General features: G+C 60.8%; 15 protein-coding genes. 11 read left to right on the forward strand and 4 right to left on the reverse strand.

What is annotated here, in order from left to right; all coding sequences use genetic code 11:
- Positions 1 to 37 precede the first annotated feature (37 nt).
- Positions 38 to 712, reverse strand: coding sequence for a ribose-5-phosphate isomerase RpiA (gene rpiA, locus CKW19_RS07650; RefSeq protein ID WP_095057346.1), 675 nt, complete (start codon positions 710 to 712; stop codon positions 38 to 40).
- Between the two features lie 336 nt (positions 713 to 1,048).
- On the opposite strand from rpiA, the gene ilvA reads away from it, so the two are divergent.
- Entirely contained in the window at positions 1,049 to 2,563 is a 1,515-nt protein-coding gene (gene ilvA / locus CKW19_RS07655; protein ID WP_095057347.1) for a threonine ammonia-lyase, biosynthetic, read from the forward strand.
- Positions 2,564 to 2,600: 37 nt separating this feature from the next.
- Positions 2,601 to 3,026, forward strand: coding sequence for a DUF2269 domain-containing protein (locus tag CKW19_RS07660; protein ID WP_095057348.1), 426 nt, complete (start codon positions 2,601 to 2,603; stop codon positions 3,024 to 3,026).
- Between the two features lie 93 nt (positions 3,027 to 3,119).
- Here CKW19_RS07660 and CKW19_RS07665 read toward each other — a convergent pair whose 3' ends face one another.
- Positions 3,120 to 3,776 carry an HAD family phosphatase gene (locus CKW19_RS07665; protein ID WP_095057349.1) on the reverse strand — a complete coding sequence of 219 codons (657 nt, stop codon included), beginning with the start codon at positions 3,774 to 3,776 and terminating at the stop codon, positions 3,120 to 3,122.
- Positions 3,777 to 3,919: 143 nt separating this feature from the next.
- Between CKW19_RS07665 and CKW19_RS07670 the strand changes: the two genes are divergently transcribed.
- Both CKW19_RS07670 and ptsP read left to right on the forward strand, forming a co-directional pair.
- Positions 3,920 to 4,399, forward strand: a complete 480-nt coding sequence (locus CKW19_RS07670; RefSeq protein ID WP_053163553.1) for an RNA pyrophosphohydrolase — start codon at positions 3,920 to 3,922, stop codon at positions 4,397 to 4,399.
- A gap of 22 nt (positions 4,400 to 4,421) precedes the next feature.
- Positions 4,422 to 6,701 (forward strand): phosphoenolpyruvate--protein phosphotransferase, encoded by a 2,280-nt coding sequence (ptsP, locus tag CKW19_RS07675; RefSeq protein ID WP_095057350.1) that lies wholly within the window; start codon positions 4,422 to 4,424, stop codon positions 6,699 to 6,701.
- A 126-nt stretch (positions 6,702 to 6,827) separates the two neighbouring features.
- On the opposite strand, the gene CKW19_RS07680 is transcribed toward ptsP, so the two are convergent.
- Complete coding sequence (locus CKW19_RS07680) at positions 6,828 to 7,574, reverse strand: NRDE family protein (protein WP_095057351.1); 747 nt, start codon at positions 7,572 to 7,574, stop codon at positions 6,828 to 6,830.
- A gap of 131 nt (positions 7,575 to 7,705) precedes the next feature.
- Between CKW19_RS07680 and CKW19_RS07685 the strand changes: the two genes are divergently transcribed.
- The 3 genes from CKW19_RS07685 (at position 7,706) to CKW19_RS07695 (ending at position 10,399) form a co-directional block, all read left to right on the forward strand.
- Positions 7,706 to 8,488: a sulfite exporter TauE/SafE family protein gene (locus CKW19_RS07685; RefSeq protein ID WP_095057352.1), complete on the forward strand. Its 783-nt coding sequence runs from the start codon at positions 7,706 to 7,708 to the stop codon at positions 8,486 to 8,488.
- An 83-nt stretch (positions 8,489 to 8,571) separates the two neighbouring features.
- On the forward strand, positions 8,572 to 9,378 hold the full coding sequence (gene lgt / locus CKW19_RS07690; RefSeq protein WP_095057353.1) for a prolipoprotein diacylglyceryl transferase: 807 nt from the start codon (positions 8,572 to 8,574) through the stop codon (positions 9,376 to 9,378).
- A gap of 49 nt (positions 9,379 to 9,427) precedes the next feature.
- Positions 9,428 to 10,399: a thymidylate synthase gene (locus CKW19_RS07695; RefSeq protein WP_095057354.1), complete on the forward strand. Its 972-nt coding sequence runs from the start codon at positions 9,428 to 9,430 to the stop codon at positions 10,397 to 10,399.
- Positions 10,400 to 10,513: 114 nt separating this feature from the next.
- Here the strand turns inward: CKW19_RS07695 and cadR are convergent, their stop codons facing one another.
- Entirely contained in the window at positions 10,514 to 10,963 is a 450-nt protein-coding gene (gene cadR / locus CKW19_RS07700; RefSeq protein ID WP_095057355.1) for a Cd(II)/Pb(II)-responsive transcriptional regulator, read from the reverse strand.
- 84 nt (positions 10,964 to 11,047) lie between these two features.
- Between cadR and CKW19_RS07705 the strand changes: the two genes are divergently transcribed.
- The 4 genes from CKW19_RS07705 (at position 11,048) to CKW19_RS07720 (ending at position 17,212) form a co-directional block, all read left to right on the forward strand.
- Positions 11,048 to 13,309, forward strand: a complete 2,262-nt coding sequence (locus CKW19_RS07705; RefSeq protein ID WP_095057356.1) for a heavy metal translocating P-type ATPase — start codon at positions 11,048 to 11,050, stop codon at positions 13,307 to 13,309.
- 16 nt (positions 13,310 to 13,325) lie between these two features.
- Positions 13,326 to 14,189 carry a LysR family transcriptional regulator gene (locus tag CKW19_RS07710; RefSeq protein ID WP_095057357.1) on the forward strand — a complete coding sequence of 288 codons (864 nt, stop codon included), beginning with the start codon at positions 13,326 to 13,328 and terminating at the stop codon, positions 14,187 to 14,189.
- 222 nt (positions 14,190 to 14,411) lie between these two features.
- A complete protein-coding gene (locus CKW19_RS07715) occupies positions 14,412 to 15,488 on the forward strand; it encodes a putative 2-aminoethylphosphonate ABC transporter ATP-binding protein (RefSeq protein ID WP_095057358.1) in 1,077 nt (358 codons plus the stop codon).
- The gene (locus CKW19_RS07720) at positions 15,488 to 17,212 is read left to right on the forward strand and encodes a putative 2-aminoethylphosphonate ABC transporter permease subunit (RefSeq protein WP_095057359.1); all 1,725 of its coding nucleotides are present in this window, start codon (positions 15,488 to 15,490) and stop codon (positions 17,210 to 17,212) included. The genes CKW19_RS07715 and CKW19_RS07720 overlap by 1 nt, the downstream gene beginning before the upstream one ends.
- Positions 17,213 to 17,244: the final 32 nt, after the last annotated feature.

A 17,244-nucleotide genomic window follows, 5' to 3' on the forward strand; every position in this document is an offset into this window, starting at 1 on the left:
CGCTGGCAAGCCAGCGCCTACAGGGGATTGTGTGAGCTTATTCAGCGCGCAGGGTTTTCACGCCTTCGCGGGTGCCCAGCAGCAACAGGTCCGCCGGACGCGCCGCGAACAAGCCGTTGGTGACCACGCCGACGATGGCATTGATCTGCGTTTCCAGCTCCACCGGATTGGTGATCTGCATGTTGAACACATCGAGGATGATGTTGCCGTTGTCGGTCAGTACGCCTTCACGGTAGACCGGGTCGCCGCCCAGCTTCACCAGTTCACGCGCCACATGGCTGCGGGCCATCGGGATCACTTCGACCGGCAGCGGGAATGCGCCGAGCACCGGTACCAGCTTGCTGCCATCGGCGATGCAGATAAAGGTCTTGGCCACGGCCGCGACAATCTTCTCGCGGGTCAGGGCCGCGCCGCCGCCCTTGATCAGGTTCAGGTGTTCGTCGCTTTCATCGGCGCCGTCGATGTAGAACTCCAGATCGCTGACGGTGTTCAGCTCATACACCGGAATCCCGTGGCCCTTGAGGCGTGCGGCGGTGGCTTCGGAACTGGCGACGGCGCCATCGAATGCGCCCTTGTGCTTGGCCAGCGCGTCGATGAAGCAGTTGGCGGTGGAGCCGGTGCCGACCCCGACGATGCTCTTGTCGTCGAGTTTCGGAAGGATGAAGTCGACGGCGGCCTGAGCCACTGCCTGTTTGAGTTGATCCTGGGTCATGCGGGCTCCGAGGTGTCGAAGAAGGAACGAAAGGCCGGCATTATAGGCTTCGGGGCGGGGAAGGTCATTGCCCGATTGGCAGAGAGCAGGAGTTCTGGTGCCGGATGGCTTTTGTGGCGAGGGAGCTTGCTCCCGCTGGAGCGCAAAGCGGTCCCCTGCATTCTTTCAGACATAATGTGCAATATGGATTTACGACTGCTTCGCAGCCGAGCGGGAGCAAGCTCCCTCGCCACAATGGTTTCATGGTGTCCAAAACCACCGGTTTAATGTGGTCGTGCGGCCAAAAGCCGGGTTAGACTCCGTGGTCCTGCCCAACCCGCTCAGTGATGCTTTCCGATGCTTGAACAGTACGTCAAAAAGATCCTCACCTCGCGCGTTTATGACGTTGCCGTAGAAACCCCATTGCAGACTGCCCGCCAGCTCTCCGAGCGGCTGGGCAACAGCATTTGGCTCAAGCGCGAAGACTTGCAGCCGGTGTACTCGTTCAAGATTCGCGGCGCCTACAACAAATTGACCCAGCTGAGCGACGAAGAGCGCGCTCGCGGCGTGGTCACCGCGTCGGCGGGCAACCATGCCCAAGGCCTGGCCCTGGCGGCCAAGGTGTTGGGCGTGAAAGCGACCATCGTCATGCCCAAGACCACCCCCGAGATCAAGGTCGAAGGCGTGCGCTCCCGTGGCGGTAAAGTGGTGCTGCACGGCGATTCGTTCCCGGAAGCCCTGGCTTACTCGCTGAAACTGGTCGACGAAAAAGGCTACGTCTATATCCACCCGTATGACGATCCCCACACCATTGCCGGGCAGGGCACGGTGGCGATGGAGATTCTGCGCCAGCACCCACAGCCATTGGATGCGATTTTCGTCCCGGTGGGCGGTGGCGGCCTGATCGCCGGTATTGCGGCGTACGTGAAGTACCTGCGGCCAGACATCAAGGTCATCGGTGTCGAGCCGGATGATTCAAATTGTCTGCAAGCGGCCATGGCGGCAGGTGAGCGCGTGGTGTTGCCGACCGTGGGCCTCTTCGCCGATGGCGTGGCGGTGGCTCAGATCGGTCAGCACACCTTCGATATCTGCAAAGATTATGTCGATGAAGTGATCACCGTCAGCACCGATGAAATCTGTGCCGCTATCAAGGATATCTACGACGATACCCGCTCGATCACCGAACCTGCCGGCGCCTTGGGTGTGGCCGGGATCAAGAAGTATGTCGAACAGCGCGGGGTCACCGGGCAGACCTTCGTGGCGATCGATTCCGGCGCCAACGTCAACTTCGACCGCCTGCGCCATGTCGCCGAGCGTGCGGAGTTGGGCGAAGGCCGTGAAGCGATCATCGCCGTGACCATCCCCGAGAAACCGGGCAGCTTCAAGGCGTTCTGCGAGGCCATCGGCAAGCGCCAGATCACCGAATTCAATTACCGCTACAACACCGGCAGCGAAGCGCACATCTTTGTCGGCGTGCAGACGCACCCGGACAACGACCCGCGCAGCACGTTGATCGCCAGCCTGAGCGAGCAGGGTTTCCCGGTGCTGGACCTGACCGACAACGAGCTGGCCAAGTTGCACATCCGGCACATGGTCGGCGGCCGTGCGGCGCACGTGGTCGATGAAGTGATTCTGCGTTTCGAGTTCCCGGAGCGTCCGGGCGCGCTGTTCAACTTCCTCAACAAATTGGGCGGGCGATGGAACATCTCGATGTTCCATTACCGCAACCATGGCGCGGCGGATGGTCGTGTCGTTGCGGGCCTGCAAGTGCCCCACGACGAGCGCCACCTGGTGCCGGCGGCGCTGGAAGAGATTGGTTACCCGTACTGGGATGAAAGCGATAACCCGGCCTACCAGTTGTTTCTGGGCTAACGGCTACGACGATGGCAATGCATAAGGAAATCGAACCATGGAAACGTTAACGGCCCTGAAAATGGCGCACATGGTGGCGACGGTGGTGTTGCTGTTGTCTGCGCTGGGTCTGGGGATCTGGGTCTGGCGTGCGCGGCATAATGGCGATGCGACGGCCGGCAGCCGCACCTTGCAGCGGCCACGGGTGTTTATCTGGCTGTTGATGGGGCTGGCGTTGTTGAGCATGCCGTTTACCGGCTGGTGGATGGTGCACCTGGTGGGCTGGCCGCTGGGGCAGACCTGGTTGCTGGCCTCGAGTGTGCTGTACACCGTGGCGGCGCTGGCGTGGTTCTGGTTGCTGGTGCGGCTGAACAAACTGCGCAAGGCGCCGGGTGGCGTGGGTAAATTTACCTTTGGCTTGGCGTTGTTCAGTTTTGTCTGCTTTATCGCCATTGCCGGATTGATGGGCGCCAAGCCGGTTTAATGTTTGAGACCGAGTTGAAGCTATCGCTGGCAAGCCAGCTCCTACAGGGCGAGTGCTGCCCTTGTAGGAGTCGGCTTGCCGGCGATGGCGTCTTCAGTCGCGCAGAGTGATTACCGGCCAACCACGTTTCTCGGCCTCTGCCCGCAGATTCGGATCCGGATCCACTGCCACTGGATTCGTCACCTGCTCCAACAACGGCAAATCATTCATCGAGTCGCTATAGAAGTAGCTGTCTTCGAGTGAATGTCCGGTCTCTTCCAGCCAACGATTCAGGCGGGTCACCTTGCCTTCGCGGAAGCACGGCACATCGGTGCTGCGCCCGGTGTAGCGGCCATCGAGCATTTCGCACTCGGTTGCGATCAGGGTTTCGACGCCCAGGCGCACGGCAATCGGCCCGGTAACAAAACGGTTGGTCGCGGTGATGATCACCAGTACGTCGCCGGCGTCTCGGTGCTTTTTCAGCAGTTCGAGGGCCTTGGGCAACATGATCGGTTCGATGCAGTCACGCATGTAGTCGCTGTGCCACTGATCCAGCGTGGCCATCTCGGTACGACCCAGAACCTCCAGGCAGAAATTCAGGTACGCGGCGTTATCCAGCTTTCCGGCCAGGTAGTCCTGATAGAACTCGTCGTTGCGAGTTTTGTAGGCGAGGGCATCAAGGAAGCCGCGCTCACACAGGTAATCGCCCCAAGCGTGATCACTGTCACCGCCCAGGAGGGTGTTGTCCAAATCGAATAAAGCCAGGCGCATTGCAGTTACCCGCTGATATGTCTGTAAAAAGGCGACAAGAATACGGTCTTTTCACAAGAGTGCACATAAGGTAGGAACCTTCGTTGCCGCCTTCACAACCTTTGTGGAACAATGCGACGACATGCGTTTGCGAGGTTGTTGCCGTGATCGACCCCGATGGTTTTCGCCCCAATGTCGGGATCATTCTGACGAATGACGCCGGCCAGGTGCTATGGGCTCGCCGTATCAATCAAGATGCCTGGCAGTTTCCGCAGGGGGGAATCAACCCTGAAGAGACGCCGGAGGACGCCTTGTACCGCGAGTTGAACGAAGAAGTGGGCCTTGAGCGCGAAGATGTTGAAATTCTCGCCTGCACCCGGGGCTGGTTGCGCTATCGTTTGCCGCAACGTCTGGTACGTACCCACAGCCAACCGCTGTGCATCGGCCAGAAACAGAAATGGTTTCTCCTGCGCCTGGTCTCGAACGAGCAGCGGGTGCGGATGGATTTGACCGGTAAACCGGAGTTCGATGGCTGGCGCTGGGTCAGTTATTGGTATCCGTTGGGCCAGGTGGTGACATTCAAGCGCGAGGTGTATCGACGCGCTCTCAAAGAGCTTGCCCCGCGCCTTTTAGCGCGCGACTGACGACGGAGTTCGACCCCGAGCCATGCTCAATACGCTGCGCAAGATCGTCCAGGAAGTTAACTCCGCCAAGGATCTCAAGGCGGCGTTGGGGATTATTGTGTTGCGCGTCAAAGAGGCCATGGGCAGCCAGGTCTGCTCGGTCTACCTGCTTGATCCCGAGACCAACCGGTTCGTGCTGATGGCCACCGAGGGCTTGAACAAGCGCTCGATCGGCAAGGTCAGCATGGCCCCCAATGAAGGTCTGGTTGGCCTGGTCGGCACGCGTGAAGAACCCCTGAACCTCGAAAACGCGGCGGATCACCCGCGCTACCGCTACTTCGCCGAAACCGGGGAAGAACGCTACGCTTCGTTCCTCGGAGCACCGATCATTCACCACCGCCGCGTCGTCGGCGTGTTGGTCATCCAGCAAAAAGAACGCCGCCAGTTCGATGAAGGTGAAGAAGCCTTCCTCGTGACCATGAGCGCGCAGCTCGCCGGGGTTATCGCCCACGCTGAAGCCACCGGCTCGATCCGTGGCCTGGGCCGTCAGGGCAAGGGCATCCAGGAAGCCAAGTTCGTCGGCGTTCCGGGTTCGCCGGGTGCGGCGGTCGGTACGGCGGTGGTCATGCTGCCACCGGCCGATCTGGACGTGGTGCCCGACAAGACCATCACCGACATCGACGCCGAGCTCGGGCTGTTCAAGACCGCCATCGAAGGCGTTCGCGCCGACATGCGCACGTTGTCGGCCAAGCTCGCCACGCAGTTGCGCCCGGAAGAGCGAGCGTTGTTCGACGTCTACCTGATGATGCTCGACGATGCCGCACTGGGCAGCGAAGTCACCACCGTGATCAAGACCGGCCAATGGGCCCAGGGCGCCTTGCGCCAGGTGGTCACCGATCACGTCAACCGTTTCGAATTGATGGACGACGCCTACCTGCGTGAGCGTGCGTCGGACGTGAAGGACCTCGGTCGCCGTCTGCTCGCCTATCTGCAGGAAGAGCGCCAGCAAACCCTGGTCTACCCCGACAACACCATTCTGGTCAGCGAGGAACTGACGCCGGCGATGCTCGGCGAGGTGCCCGAAGACAAACTGGTGGGTCTGGTGTCGGTACTCGGCTCGGGCAACTCCCACGTCGCGATCCTGGCCCGGGCCATGGGCATTCCGACGGTGATGGGCCTGGTCGACCTGCCGTATTCCAAGGTCGACGGCATCGGCATGATCGTCGACGGTCACCGCGGCGAGGTCTACACCAACCCCAGCGACGTGTTGCGCAAGCAGTTTGCCGAGGTGGTGGAAGAAGAGAAACAACTGGCCCTGGGCCTCGATGCACTGCGCGATCTGCCGTGTGTCACGGTCGATGGCCACCGCATGCCGTTGTGGGTCAACACCGGCCTGCTGGCGGATGTGGCGCGGGCGCAGAAGCGTGGTGCCGAAGGCGTTGGCCTGTACCGCACCGAAGTGCCGTTCATGATCAACCAGCGCTTCCCGAGCGAAAAGGAACAGCTGGCGATCTACCGCGAGCAGCTCGCCGCGTTTCACCCGCAACCGGTGACCATGCGCAGCCTGGACATCGGCGGTGACAAGGCGCTGTCGTACTTCCCGATCAAGGAAGACAACCCGTTCCTCGGCTGGCGCGGTATTCGCGTCACCCTCGACCACCCGGAAATTTTCCTGGTGCAGACCCGCGCCATGCTCAAGGCCAGCGAAGGCTTGAACAACCTGCGCATTCTGCTGCCGATGATCTCTGGCACTCATGAACTCGAAGAGGCCCTGCACCTGATTCACCGGGCCTGGGGTGAAGTGCGTGACGAAGGCACCGATGTGCCGATGCCGCCGATTGGCGTGATGATCGAGATTCCGGCAGCGGTGTACCAGACCAAGGAACTGGCACGGCAGGTGGACTTCCTCTCGGTCGGCTCCAACGACCTGACCCAATACTTGCTGGCCGTAGACCGCAACAACCCGCGGGTGGCCGATCTTTACGACTACCTGCACCCGGCAGTGCTTCAGGCGTTGCAGAATGTGGTGCGTGATGCCCACGCCGAAGGCAAGCCTGTGAGCATTTGCGGCGAGATGGCCGGTGATCCAGCGGCGGCGGTGCTGTTGATGGCAATGGGCTTCGACAGTCTGTCGATGAACGCCACTAACCTGCCGAAGGTGAAGTGGATGCTGCGTCAGATCAACCTGAGCAAGGCCAAGGAATTACTCGCCGAGCTGATGACCATCGACAACCCGCAAGTTATCCACAGCTCGCTGCAACTGGCGCTGAAGAACCTCGGGTTGGCGCGCATGATCAATCCGACTGCGGTCAAGGCCCTCTGAAACGCTGATGGCCCATCGCCGGCAAGCCGGCTCCTACAGAATTGATGAGTTGGCTTATTTTGCGAACGCCACGAAACCTGTAGGAGCCGGCTTGCTGGCGATAGCGTCCGCAGTTCCACTGAAAATCTAAACGCTGATTTCCACTTCCCCCAAATGCCCGCCATACGGCCCGAAACTCCGCTCGACCATATGCCGCGCCCCATCCGCCTGCACAATCAACGCCGTACTCGCCCGCGTTCCGTAACTCTGGCTGGCGATAAACACGCTCGACAACAACGTCTCGGTCGCCAGGCCGACGCCAGTGTCCGGAAGATCGGCAAACGGTGCCGTTTGTGCGTCGCTCAATAACGCCAACAACGCCTGGGGCTGTGGATCTTGCAGCACCTCGCTCAGGGCTGCCTTGGCCTTGAGCAGTTTCGGCCATGGCGTATCCAGCCCGGCGTTCGACAATCCATAGATCCCCGGCTGCAGCATCACAGCCTCTGAATCCCGCGCATTGAAATGCCAAAGCTCATGACTGTTGCCGATCAGCAAGTTAAAGCCGGCGTATTCGAGCGAACGTCGGACAACGTCGCCTAAATAGTCGTCGATGGATTGGTCGCCACTGAGAAATCCTGCCACCAGCTCGCCTCGAGACTTTCGTGAGGGTGGTTGGTGGGGATCGCGAATATTGGTCAGCGCGGCAAAGCGACCGTTGGCGCCGACACCCAACCAGGTGCCGCCCGCTTCAAGGTCGCGTCCGGCGTGCACATGCGGCGCTTCGGGCCAAGGTGCCAGCGGCAGGCTGGGGCGCGCATAGAACTCATCGCGGTTGGCCGCGACTACCAGCGGCTGGGCATGACCCGGTCGCCAGGCAAAAACAATCAGGCACATAGGGGGTCCTAGTGTGTTTTTTGCCCACTCTACGCAGACATCGCTCATCGATCCATCGCCTTGCACAGTGGAGCTTGAGGCCATGCATCCGTTACCATGCCGCTCGGTTTCGGGATCAGCGGGGACGCAAAATGGAATTTCTGCTCTATCTGGCGCTGGGTGCCTGTGCAGGCTTGCTGGCCGGGCTGTTCGGAGTGGGCGGCGGGATCATCATCGTCCCGGTGCTGGTGTTCAGTTTTACCTTGCAGGGGTTTGATCAGTCGATCCTGACCCATTTGGCGGTCGGTACCTCCCTGGCGACGATCATCTTCACCTCGATCAACGCCGTGCGTGAGCATCACCGTCGAGGCGCGGTGCGTTGGCCGATCTTTGTCTGGATGACGGTCGGCATTCTGGTCGGTGCCGGTTTCGGCGCCCTGACCGCCGAAGCGATCTCTGGGCCGAACCTGCAAAAAATCATCGGTGTGTTTGCCCTGGTGATTGCCGCGCAGCTGGCGCTGGACGCCAAACCCAAGGCCAGCCGAACGGTGCCGGGTAAACTCGGTCTGACCGTGGCCGGCAGTGTGATTGGCTGGGCCTCGGCGATTTTCGGGATTGGCGGCGGTTCGCTGACCGTGCCGTTCCTGACCTGGCGCAGCGTGCCGATGCAGCAAGCGGTGGCCACGTCTTCGGCCTGTGGTCTGCCGATCGCTTTGGCCAGTGCATTAAGTTTCATGATTCTGGGCTGGCACGATCCATTGCTGCCGGCCCATAGTCTCGGTTTCATTTATTTACCGGCGCTGCTGGGGATTGCTCTGACCAGCATGGTCTTCGCCCGCTTCGGTGCGCGGCTGGCGCACCATCTGTCGCCAAAGTTGCTGAAAAAGCTGTTTGCCGCTTTGCTGTTTTGCGTCGGGCTGAGCTTCCTGCTCTGACGGACGGCGCAATCCTGGCTTAATCCTGGCGTGACAGCGTCGCCTGGGACATTTTGAGATTTGAACTCTAACGAGGAGTCGCAATGCTGCCTTACCCGCAGATCGACCCGGTGGCCCTGGCCATCGGTCCGCTGAAAATCCACTGGTACGGTCTGATGTATCTGGTCGGTATCGGTGGCGCCTGGCTGCTGGCGTCGCGCCGGTTGAACCGCTTCGACCCGACCTGGACCAAGGAGAAACTCTCCGACATGGTGTTCTGGATGTCGATGGGCGTGATCCTCGGCGGACGTCTGGGTTATGTGCTGTTCTACGACCTGAGTGCCTACCTCGCCAACCCGCTGCTGATTTTCGAAGTGTGGAAGGGCGGCATGTCGTTCCACGGCGGTTTCATCGGTGTGATGCTGGCGGCGTTGTGGTTCGGTAAAAAGAACAACAAGTCGTTCTTCCAACTGATGGATTTTGTTGCGCCGATGGTGCCGATTGGCCTGGGTGCCGGGCGCATCGGCAACTTCATCAACGCCGAGTTGTGGGGCAAGGCAACCGATGTGCCGTGGGCGATGGTCTTTCCGACCGATCCGGCGCAATTGGCGCGTCACCCGTCGCAGCTGTATCAATTCGCCCTCGAAGGCGTGGCGCTGTTCCTGATTCTGTGGCTGTTCTCGCGCAAGCCGCGACCCACCATGGCGGTATCGGGGATGTTCGCGCTGTTCTATGGCATCTTCCGTTTCATCGTCGAATTCGTCCGCGTGCCGGATGCGCAACTGGGCTATCTGGCCTGGAACTGGCTGACCATGGGCCAGGTGCTGTGCGTGCCGATGATCCTCGGCGGGCTGTTCCTGATCTGGCTGGCGTATCACCGCGCTCCGGCGACTCCAGCGGCAGCGGTATAAAATTCGAACCCCGCAGCGATGGTTGCGGGTTCAAGGACACAGGTAATTCATGAAGCAATATCTCGAACTGGTCGCCCACGTCATCAAGAACGGCACCAAACAGGCCAACCGCACGGGCGTGAACACCATCAGCTTTCCTGGCGCGATGCTGCGTTATGACTTGCAGGAAGGTTTCCCGGCGATCACCACGCGCAAGATGGCCTTCAAGTCGGCCGTCGGCGAAATGTGCGGATTCCTGCGTGGGGTGAACAACGCCGCCGAATTCCGTGCGTTGGGCTGCAAGGTCTGGGACCAGAACGCCAACGAAAACGCCCAGTGGCTGGCCAACCCGTTCCGTCAGGGCGAAGACGACCTCGGCGAGATCTACGGCGTGCAATGGCGCAAGTGGCCGGCGTACAAGCAGATCCCGGTCAGCAACCCGGCTGCCATCGAGCAGACCCTGAGCCAGGGCTATCGCCAGATTGCCGAAGGTGAAGAAAACGGCCAGGCCTACGTGGTGCTGTACAAAGCCATTGACCAGGTTCGCCAGTGCATCGACACCATCATCAAGGACCCGGGCAGCCGCCGCATCCTGTTCCACGGCTGGAACTGCGCGCAACTCGATGAAATGGCCCTGCCGCCGTGCCATCTGCTGTACCAGTTCCACCCGAACGTCGAGACCAAAGAGATTTCTCTGACCCTCTACATCCGTTCCAACGACCTGGGCCTTGGCACGCCGTTCAACCTCACCGAAGGCGCTGCGCTGCTGAGCCTGATCGGTCGCCTGACCGGTTACACGCCGCGCTGGTTCACCTATTTCATCGGTGATGCCCACGTCTACGAAAACCACCTGGACATGCTCAACGAACAGCTCAAGCGTGAGCCGTTCCCGATGCCGAAACTGGTGATTTCCGACCGCGTGCCGGAGTTTGCCAAGACGGGTGTTTATCAGCCGGAATGGCTGGAGCGGGTGGAGCCGAGCGATTTCTCGCTGGAAGGTTACGAACACCACGCGCCGATGACGGCGCCGATGGCGGTCTGAAGCCGTACCGCCATCCAAATGTAGGCGCTGCCGGAGGCTGCGATCTTTTGATCTTGCTTTTCAAAATCAAAAGATCGCAGCCTCCGGCAGCTCCTACAGGGGGGTGCGGTGTTCTTAGTGGCCGTGACTGCGGCCTACATGGGAATGCTCCACCTCTGTCGCCACAACCCCGCCACTGACTTCCAAGCGCTGCAAAATCCCGCATTGATCGGCATCCGGCCCTTCGCCGCAACGACGGCGCAGGTCGAGCAGTTGCGTCTGCAAGGCCAGCAAACCGTCGATTCGCGCCTTCACATGGTGAATGTGTTCATCGATCAGCGCATTCACGCTTTCGCACTGGTCCTGCGGGCTGTCGCGGAACGCCAGCAGGCTGCGGATCTCTTCGAGCGTCATGTCGAGGGTGCGGCAGTTGCGGATAAAGGTCAGGCGTTCGGCGTGGGCCTGGGTATAAACGCGGTAATTTCCATCGCTGCGGGCAGGCTCTGGCAACAGGCTTTCGCGCTCGTAATAACGGATCGTCTCTACGGCGCAGTCCGTGAGCTTCGCCAGTTCTCCAATCTTCATGACGGCAATCTCCAAATCGGGGCTTGACCCTATAGTGGCTACAGGGTCTTAACTAGGCAACAGGCACTCTTATGGACGAACCCAATGAGCGATTCCCTGCATTCCCACAAACCCGGGGCTGAGCACGAACACAGCCACACCCTCAAACCTGTGCAAAAGCACGGTCATACCGGACATGGCGACGCCTGCTGTTCCTCCAGTGCGGCGGCACCTGTGTCAGTCACGCTGAGCGAAGCGCCGACTGCCGGATCCCGTCTGAGCAATTTCCGCATCGAAGCAATGGACTGCCCGACCGAACAGACGCTGATTCAGAACAAGCTAAGCAAACTGACTGGTGTGCACCAGCTGGAGTTCAATCTGATTAATCGCGTGCTGGGCGTGACCCACGACTTGCCCGGCACCGAGCCGATTGTCGAGGCGATCAAGTCCCTCGGCATGCACGCCGAACCCCTCGAACAAGGCGTTGAAACGCCCGCACCGGCACCGGTTAAAAAGCCTTGGTGGCCATTGGCGCTGTCCGGTGTCGGGGCACTGCTGGCGGAAGTTCTGCACTTTACGGGTGCCGTGCCGAACTGGGTGGTGGCGATTGTAGCGCTGGTATCGATTTTGAGTGGTGGCCTCGGCACCTATAAAAAGGGCTGGATCGCGCTCAAGAACCGCAATTTGAACATTAATGCACTGATGAGCATCGCCGTCACGGGTGCCATTTTCATCGGCCAATGGCCGGAAGCGGCGATGGTGATGTTCCTGTTCACCGTCGCCGAGTTGATCGAAGCCAAGTCGCTGGACCGTGCACGCAACGCCATCAGTGGCTTGATGCAGATGACGCCCGAACAGGCGACCGTGTTGCAGGCCGATGGCAGCTGGGTCGAGCAGGACGTCAAAACCATCGCGCTCGGCGCCCGGGTGCGGGTACGCCCCGGCGAGCGCATTGGTCTGGACGGGGAAGTGCTGTCCGGCAATTCGACCATTGATCAGGCGCCGATAACCGGTGAAAGCCTGCCGGTGGAAAAAACCGTCGGTGACAAAGTGTTTGCCGGCACCATCAATCAGGCGGGTTCGCTTGAATTCGCGGTGACTGCCGCCGCCGACAATTCGACGCTGGCACGCATCATCCACGCCGTGGAACAGGCCCAGGGCGCGCGGGCGCCGACACAACGTTTCGTCGACAGCTTCTCGAAAATCTACACACCGGTAGTGTTTGTCCTGGCCTTGGCGGTGGCGATCATTCCTCCGTTGTTCATGGGCGCGCTGTGGTTCGACTGGATCTACCGGGCGCTGGTGTTGCTGGTGGTGGCCTGCCCATGTGCACTGGTGATTTCCACGCCAGTGACCATCGTCAGCGGCCTGGCAGCAGCGGCACGCAAAGGTATTCTGGTGAAGGGCGGCGTCTATCTGGAGGGCGGTTACAAGCTCGATTACCTGGCCCTGGACAAGACCGGCACGATCACCCACGGCAAACCGGTGCAGACCGATTACCTGTCACTGGCCCCAAACGCTGACCAAATGGCCCCGGCCATTGCGGCGGCGCTGGCCGGGCGTTCGGATCACCCGGTATCGCTGGCCATCGCCAATGCGGCTGTGGATAAACAGTTTGCGGCGCTGGTTGTGGATAACTTCGAAGCGCTGGGTGGCCGTGGTGTGCGCGGCGAGATCAATGGTCAGCTCTATCACTTGGGTAACCATCGACTGGTCGAGGAACTGGGCCTGTGTTCGCCTGCCCTGGAAGAAACGCTGTTCGCCCTGGAAAAGCAGGGCAAGTCGGTGGTCTTGCTGCTCGATCAGTCTGGTCCGTTGGCGCTGTTTGCCGTGGCCGACACGGTCAAGGAGTCCAGCCGCGAAGCGATCCAGCAGTTACATGATCTGGGCATCAAGACCCTGATGCTCACTGGCGATAACGTCCACACCGCCCAGGCGATTGCCGCGCAAGTGGGCATCGATGAAGCCCGGGGTGATTTGCTGCCGAGCGACAAGTTGCAGGCCATCGAATCCCTTTATGCACAGGGTCACCACGTCGGAATGGTCGGGGACGGCATTAACGACGCCCCGGCACTGGCGCGATCCGAGATCGGTTTTGCGATGGCGGCAGCGGGCACCGATACCGCGATTGAAACCGCCGATGTCGCCCTGATGGACGACGATTTGCGCAAGATTCCATCGTTCATCCGCTTGTCCCGGCAAACATCAAGCATCCTGAAACAGAACATTGCGCTGGCATTGGTCATCAAAGCGATCTTTCTTGGGGTAACCTTCGCCGGGCTCGCTACCATGTGGATGGCGGTGTTTGCCGATATGGGCGTGAGCCTGTTGGTGGTGTTCAACGGTTTGCGCCTGTTGCGTAAATAACGGATGAGGGACGGTTGTGCTGAGTGCCGAGCTGAAGGCGTTTTACATGGTTGCCCGCCTGGGCAGCATTACCCAGGCTGCAAAAAAGCTCGGCCTGAGCCAACCGACCGTGACGACGCAGATTCGCAACCTGGAAAGTCAGTATTCGGTCGAACTGTTTTATCGCGGCGGCCGTCGTCTCAGTGTCAGCGAGGAAGGCGCGCGGCTGCTGCCGATGGTCAAGGTGTTGATACAGCAGGAGGCCGACATCGAGTTTTTCCTGCGCAACTGCGGCCAGGTGCAAGGCACGTTGCGCATCGCCGCCACGGCGCCGTATTACATCCTCGACCTGGTGAAAACCTTTCGCGAGCGCTTGCCGCAGGTGGAGGTGTCGGTGGAAATCGGCAACTCCCAACAAGTGCTCGAAGCGCTGGAGGATTACCGGGTGGATGTCGCCGCCTCTTCGCAGTTGCTGGAGGATGCGCGGTTGATTCGCCGGGTACTCGGCAGCGATCCGCTGGTATTGGCCGTGCATCGCAATCACCCGCTGGCGGTTCACGAACACGTTCCGCTCAGTGCGCTGGCGGGGCATACCTTGTTGATGCGTGAAACGGGCTCGACTACCCGTCGTTTGACCGAAGAGTTGCTGGCCAGCGCGGGAGTGACGTTCGGCCCGTTGCTGGAGATTGGCAGCCGCGAATCGATTCGCGAAGCGGTGCTGCGCAACATTGGCATCAGCATCATTGCCCGGCAGGAAGTGCCCCATGATCCGCACTTGCGGGTGCTGACCATCGAGCATGCGCCGCAAATCCCCGAATACCTGTACTGCCTCAAGGAGCGCAAAAACGCGCGGCTGCCGGCGGCGTTTCTGGGGTTGGCACAGGAAATGGCCCCGGCCTGAGATCTTCGGCCGCTGTTCAGGTCTCTTCGCTGGCAAGCCAGCTCCTACAGGGGAATGCGAAACCTTGTAGGAGCTGGCTTGCCAGCGAAGGCGTCAGTCATGACAGCACAGCAACTGAACCAAAATCCTCGAATACCACTATCGGCAGTTTTTGCCTTACTGCCATATGACGGACTCATTACAACTCTAGGATGGCCCCCATCTGCTAGATGAGGTCCGTCCATGAACAGCTCGATCGCAACAGCCCTGACCAACCCCGGCGCACCGATGAAAGTGCGCGGCGTACAGAAGCGCTTTGGCGCTTTCACGGCACTGGATAACGTTTCCCTTGATGTCGCGGCTGGCGAATTGGTATGTCTGCTGGGCCCGTCGGGTTGCGGCAAGACCACCTTGCTGCGCTGCATTGCCGGTCTGGAAAAACAGGACAGCGGCGAGTTGTACCTCGGTGACCGCGATGTTTCCCACCTCGCGCCCCAGGCCCGGGACTACGGCATTCTGTTTCAGTCCTACGCGCTGTTCCCCAATCTGACGGTCGAAGCGAACATCGCTTACGGCCTCGCCGGCAGCAGCCGCGACGAAGTGCGTCGTCGTGTCGGTCAGATGCTGGAACTGGTCGGCCTCAGCGGCAGTGAGAAAAAGTACCCTGGCCAATTGTCCGGCGGTCAGCAGCAACGGGTTGCGCTGGCTCGCGCCCTGGCGCCGTCACCGTCGCTGTTGCTGTTGGACGAACCGATGTCGGCCCTCGATGCCCGCGTGCGCGAGCATCTGTGCACCGAGCTGCGCCAGCTACAGCGCAACCTCGGCGTCACTACCCTGATGGTCACTCACAACCAGGACGAAGCCATGCTGATGGCCGACCGCATCGCCGTGATGAACAACGGCAAGGTCGAGCAGTACGCCACACCTCAGGAAATCTACAACCGCCCGGCCACGCCGTTCGTGGCGGAGTTCGTCGGCCAGGGTAATTGGCTGCCTTTCCAGCGCAGCAGCGACAGCCACGCCCAGGTCGGCGGGATGAACATGCGCCTGGCCGATGGTAGCGCCAAGACCGCGTCGGGTCGGTTGTTCTGCCGTCCGGAAACGATCAACGTCAACCCGTTGGTTCACGAAGAAAACCTGTTCCCGGCCAAAGTTCGCGAGATCACCTTCCTCGGCAACCGCTGCCGCATGAGCTTTGAACTCGATCATTTGCCGGGCCACGCCTTGCTGGCTGAACTGGCGCCGGAAGCCATGCCGCGCCTGGGCGCCCAGCAGATCATGGTCGCCTTGCCTCCGCGCAGCCTGCAGGTGTTTGCCTGATGAGCGCGAACATTGCGCTGCCGATACCGCACAAGCAGGTTCGGCAGATCTCCCGAGCCGAGATCGGCGACCGCGTATTCGTGGTCGGCGGCAAAGTCCTTCTGCTCGTGTTGCTTGGCGTCGCCGTGTTGATGCCGTTGCTGGCGATCTTCTGGAGGGGTTTCAGTGCCGACGCCGGGCAGGGCGGTGGTTGGGTTGCAGCCAAAGAACTGGTCACCAGTGAAAACTTCCACTGGCTGCTCGGTAACAGCCTGAAGGTTTCCCTCAGCGTCGCGGCCATCGTCGTACCGTTGGCCTACCTGTTTGCCTACGCCCTGCAACGCACGTTGATTCCGGCCAAGGGCATCTGGCGTGGCATCTCGCTGCTGCCTTTGATGGCGCCGTCGATGCTGCCGGGGATTGCCCTGGTTTATCTGTTCGGCAACCAGGGCATGTTGCGTGGCCTGCTTTCAGACAACATTTACGGCTTCTGGGGCATTGTGCTCGGCGAAGTCATCTACACCTTCCCACACGCGTTGATGATTCTGCTGTCGGCCCTGTCCCTGGCCGATGCGCGACTATTCGACGCCGCGTCCAGCATGGGTGCGAGTCCTGCAAAAGCCTTCCGCAGCATCACCTGGCCGGCGACACGCCAGGCCGTATTCGCTGCGTTCTGTCTGGTGTTCACCCTGACCATCACCGATTTCGGCGTGCCCGTGGTCGTCGGCGGCGACTATCAAGTGCTGGCGCTGGAAGCTTACAAAGCAGTGGTCGGCCAGCAGCAGTTCGGTCGCGGCGCATTGATCGGCATGGTCTTGTTGCTGCCGGCGCTGTTCAGCTTCGGCGTCGATGCGTGGTTGCGTCGGCGTCACGGCGACGCCATGAGCGGCCGGGCGCAGGTCTTCAAACCCGCGCCATCGAAACTGCGCGACGGCTGCTATCTGGCAATTGTCCTGCTGATCTGCGCGGCGTTGCTGCTGGTGTTCGGCATGGCGGTGTTCTCGTCGCTGGTGAAGTTCTGGCCGTACAACCTGTCGCTGTCGCTCAGTCATTACCAGTTCAACGAAACCGCCGGCGGTGGCTGGCTGGCCTACGGCAACAGTTTGAAGATGGCCTTGGGCACTGCGTTGATTGGCAGCGTGCTGATCTTTACCGGCGCGTACCTGATGGAGAAAACCAAGGGTCAGCAGGGTTTGAATCTGGCCCTGCGCATGCTCAGCTTCGTACCGATGGCGGTGCCGGGTCTGGTGCTGGGCTTGGGTTACGTCTTCTTCTTCAACCTCACCGGCAACCCGTTGCATGTGTTGTACGGGACCATGACCCTGCTGATCGTCTGCACCATTGCTCACTATTTGACCACTGCGCAAATGACCGCGACCACCGCGCTGCGCCAACTCGACGCCGAGTTCGAGGCCGCCGCGCTGTCGCTCAAGGCGCCGCTGTACCGCCATTACCTGCGCGTCACTGTGCCGATCTGCCTGCCGGCGCTGCTGGATATCGTGCGCTACCTGTTCGTCTCGGCCATGACCACCGTGTCGGCGGCAATCTTCCTCTACAGCCCCGACACCATCCTCGCGGCGGTGGCGGTGCTGAACATGGACGACGCCGGCAACGTCGGCGGCGCGGCAGCGATGTCGACCCTGATCCTGATTACCTCGGCGGGCGTGTCCCTGCTGCTGGCCTGGGCCTCGCGCGGCTTGCTGCGCCGCTCCCAGGCCTGGCGGCAGACCGTGCCCGGTCATTGAATCTGTACAACCCCTCAACTCAAAAAACAGGA

It is taken from the genome of Pseudomonas sp. Irchel s3f7 (assembly GCF_900187615.1).
Classification (GTDB): Bacteria; Pseudomonadota; Gammaproteobacteria; order Pseudomonadales; family Pseudomonadaceae; genus Aquipseudomonas.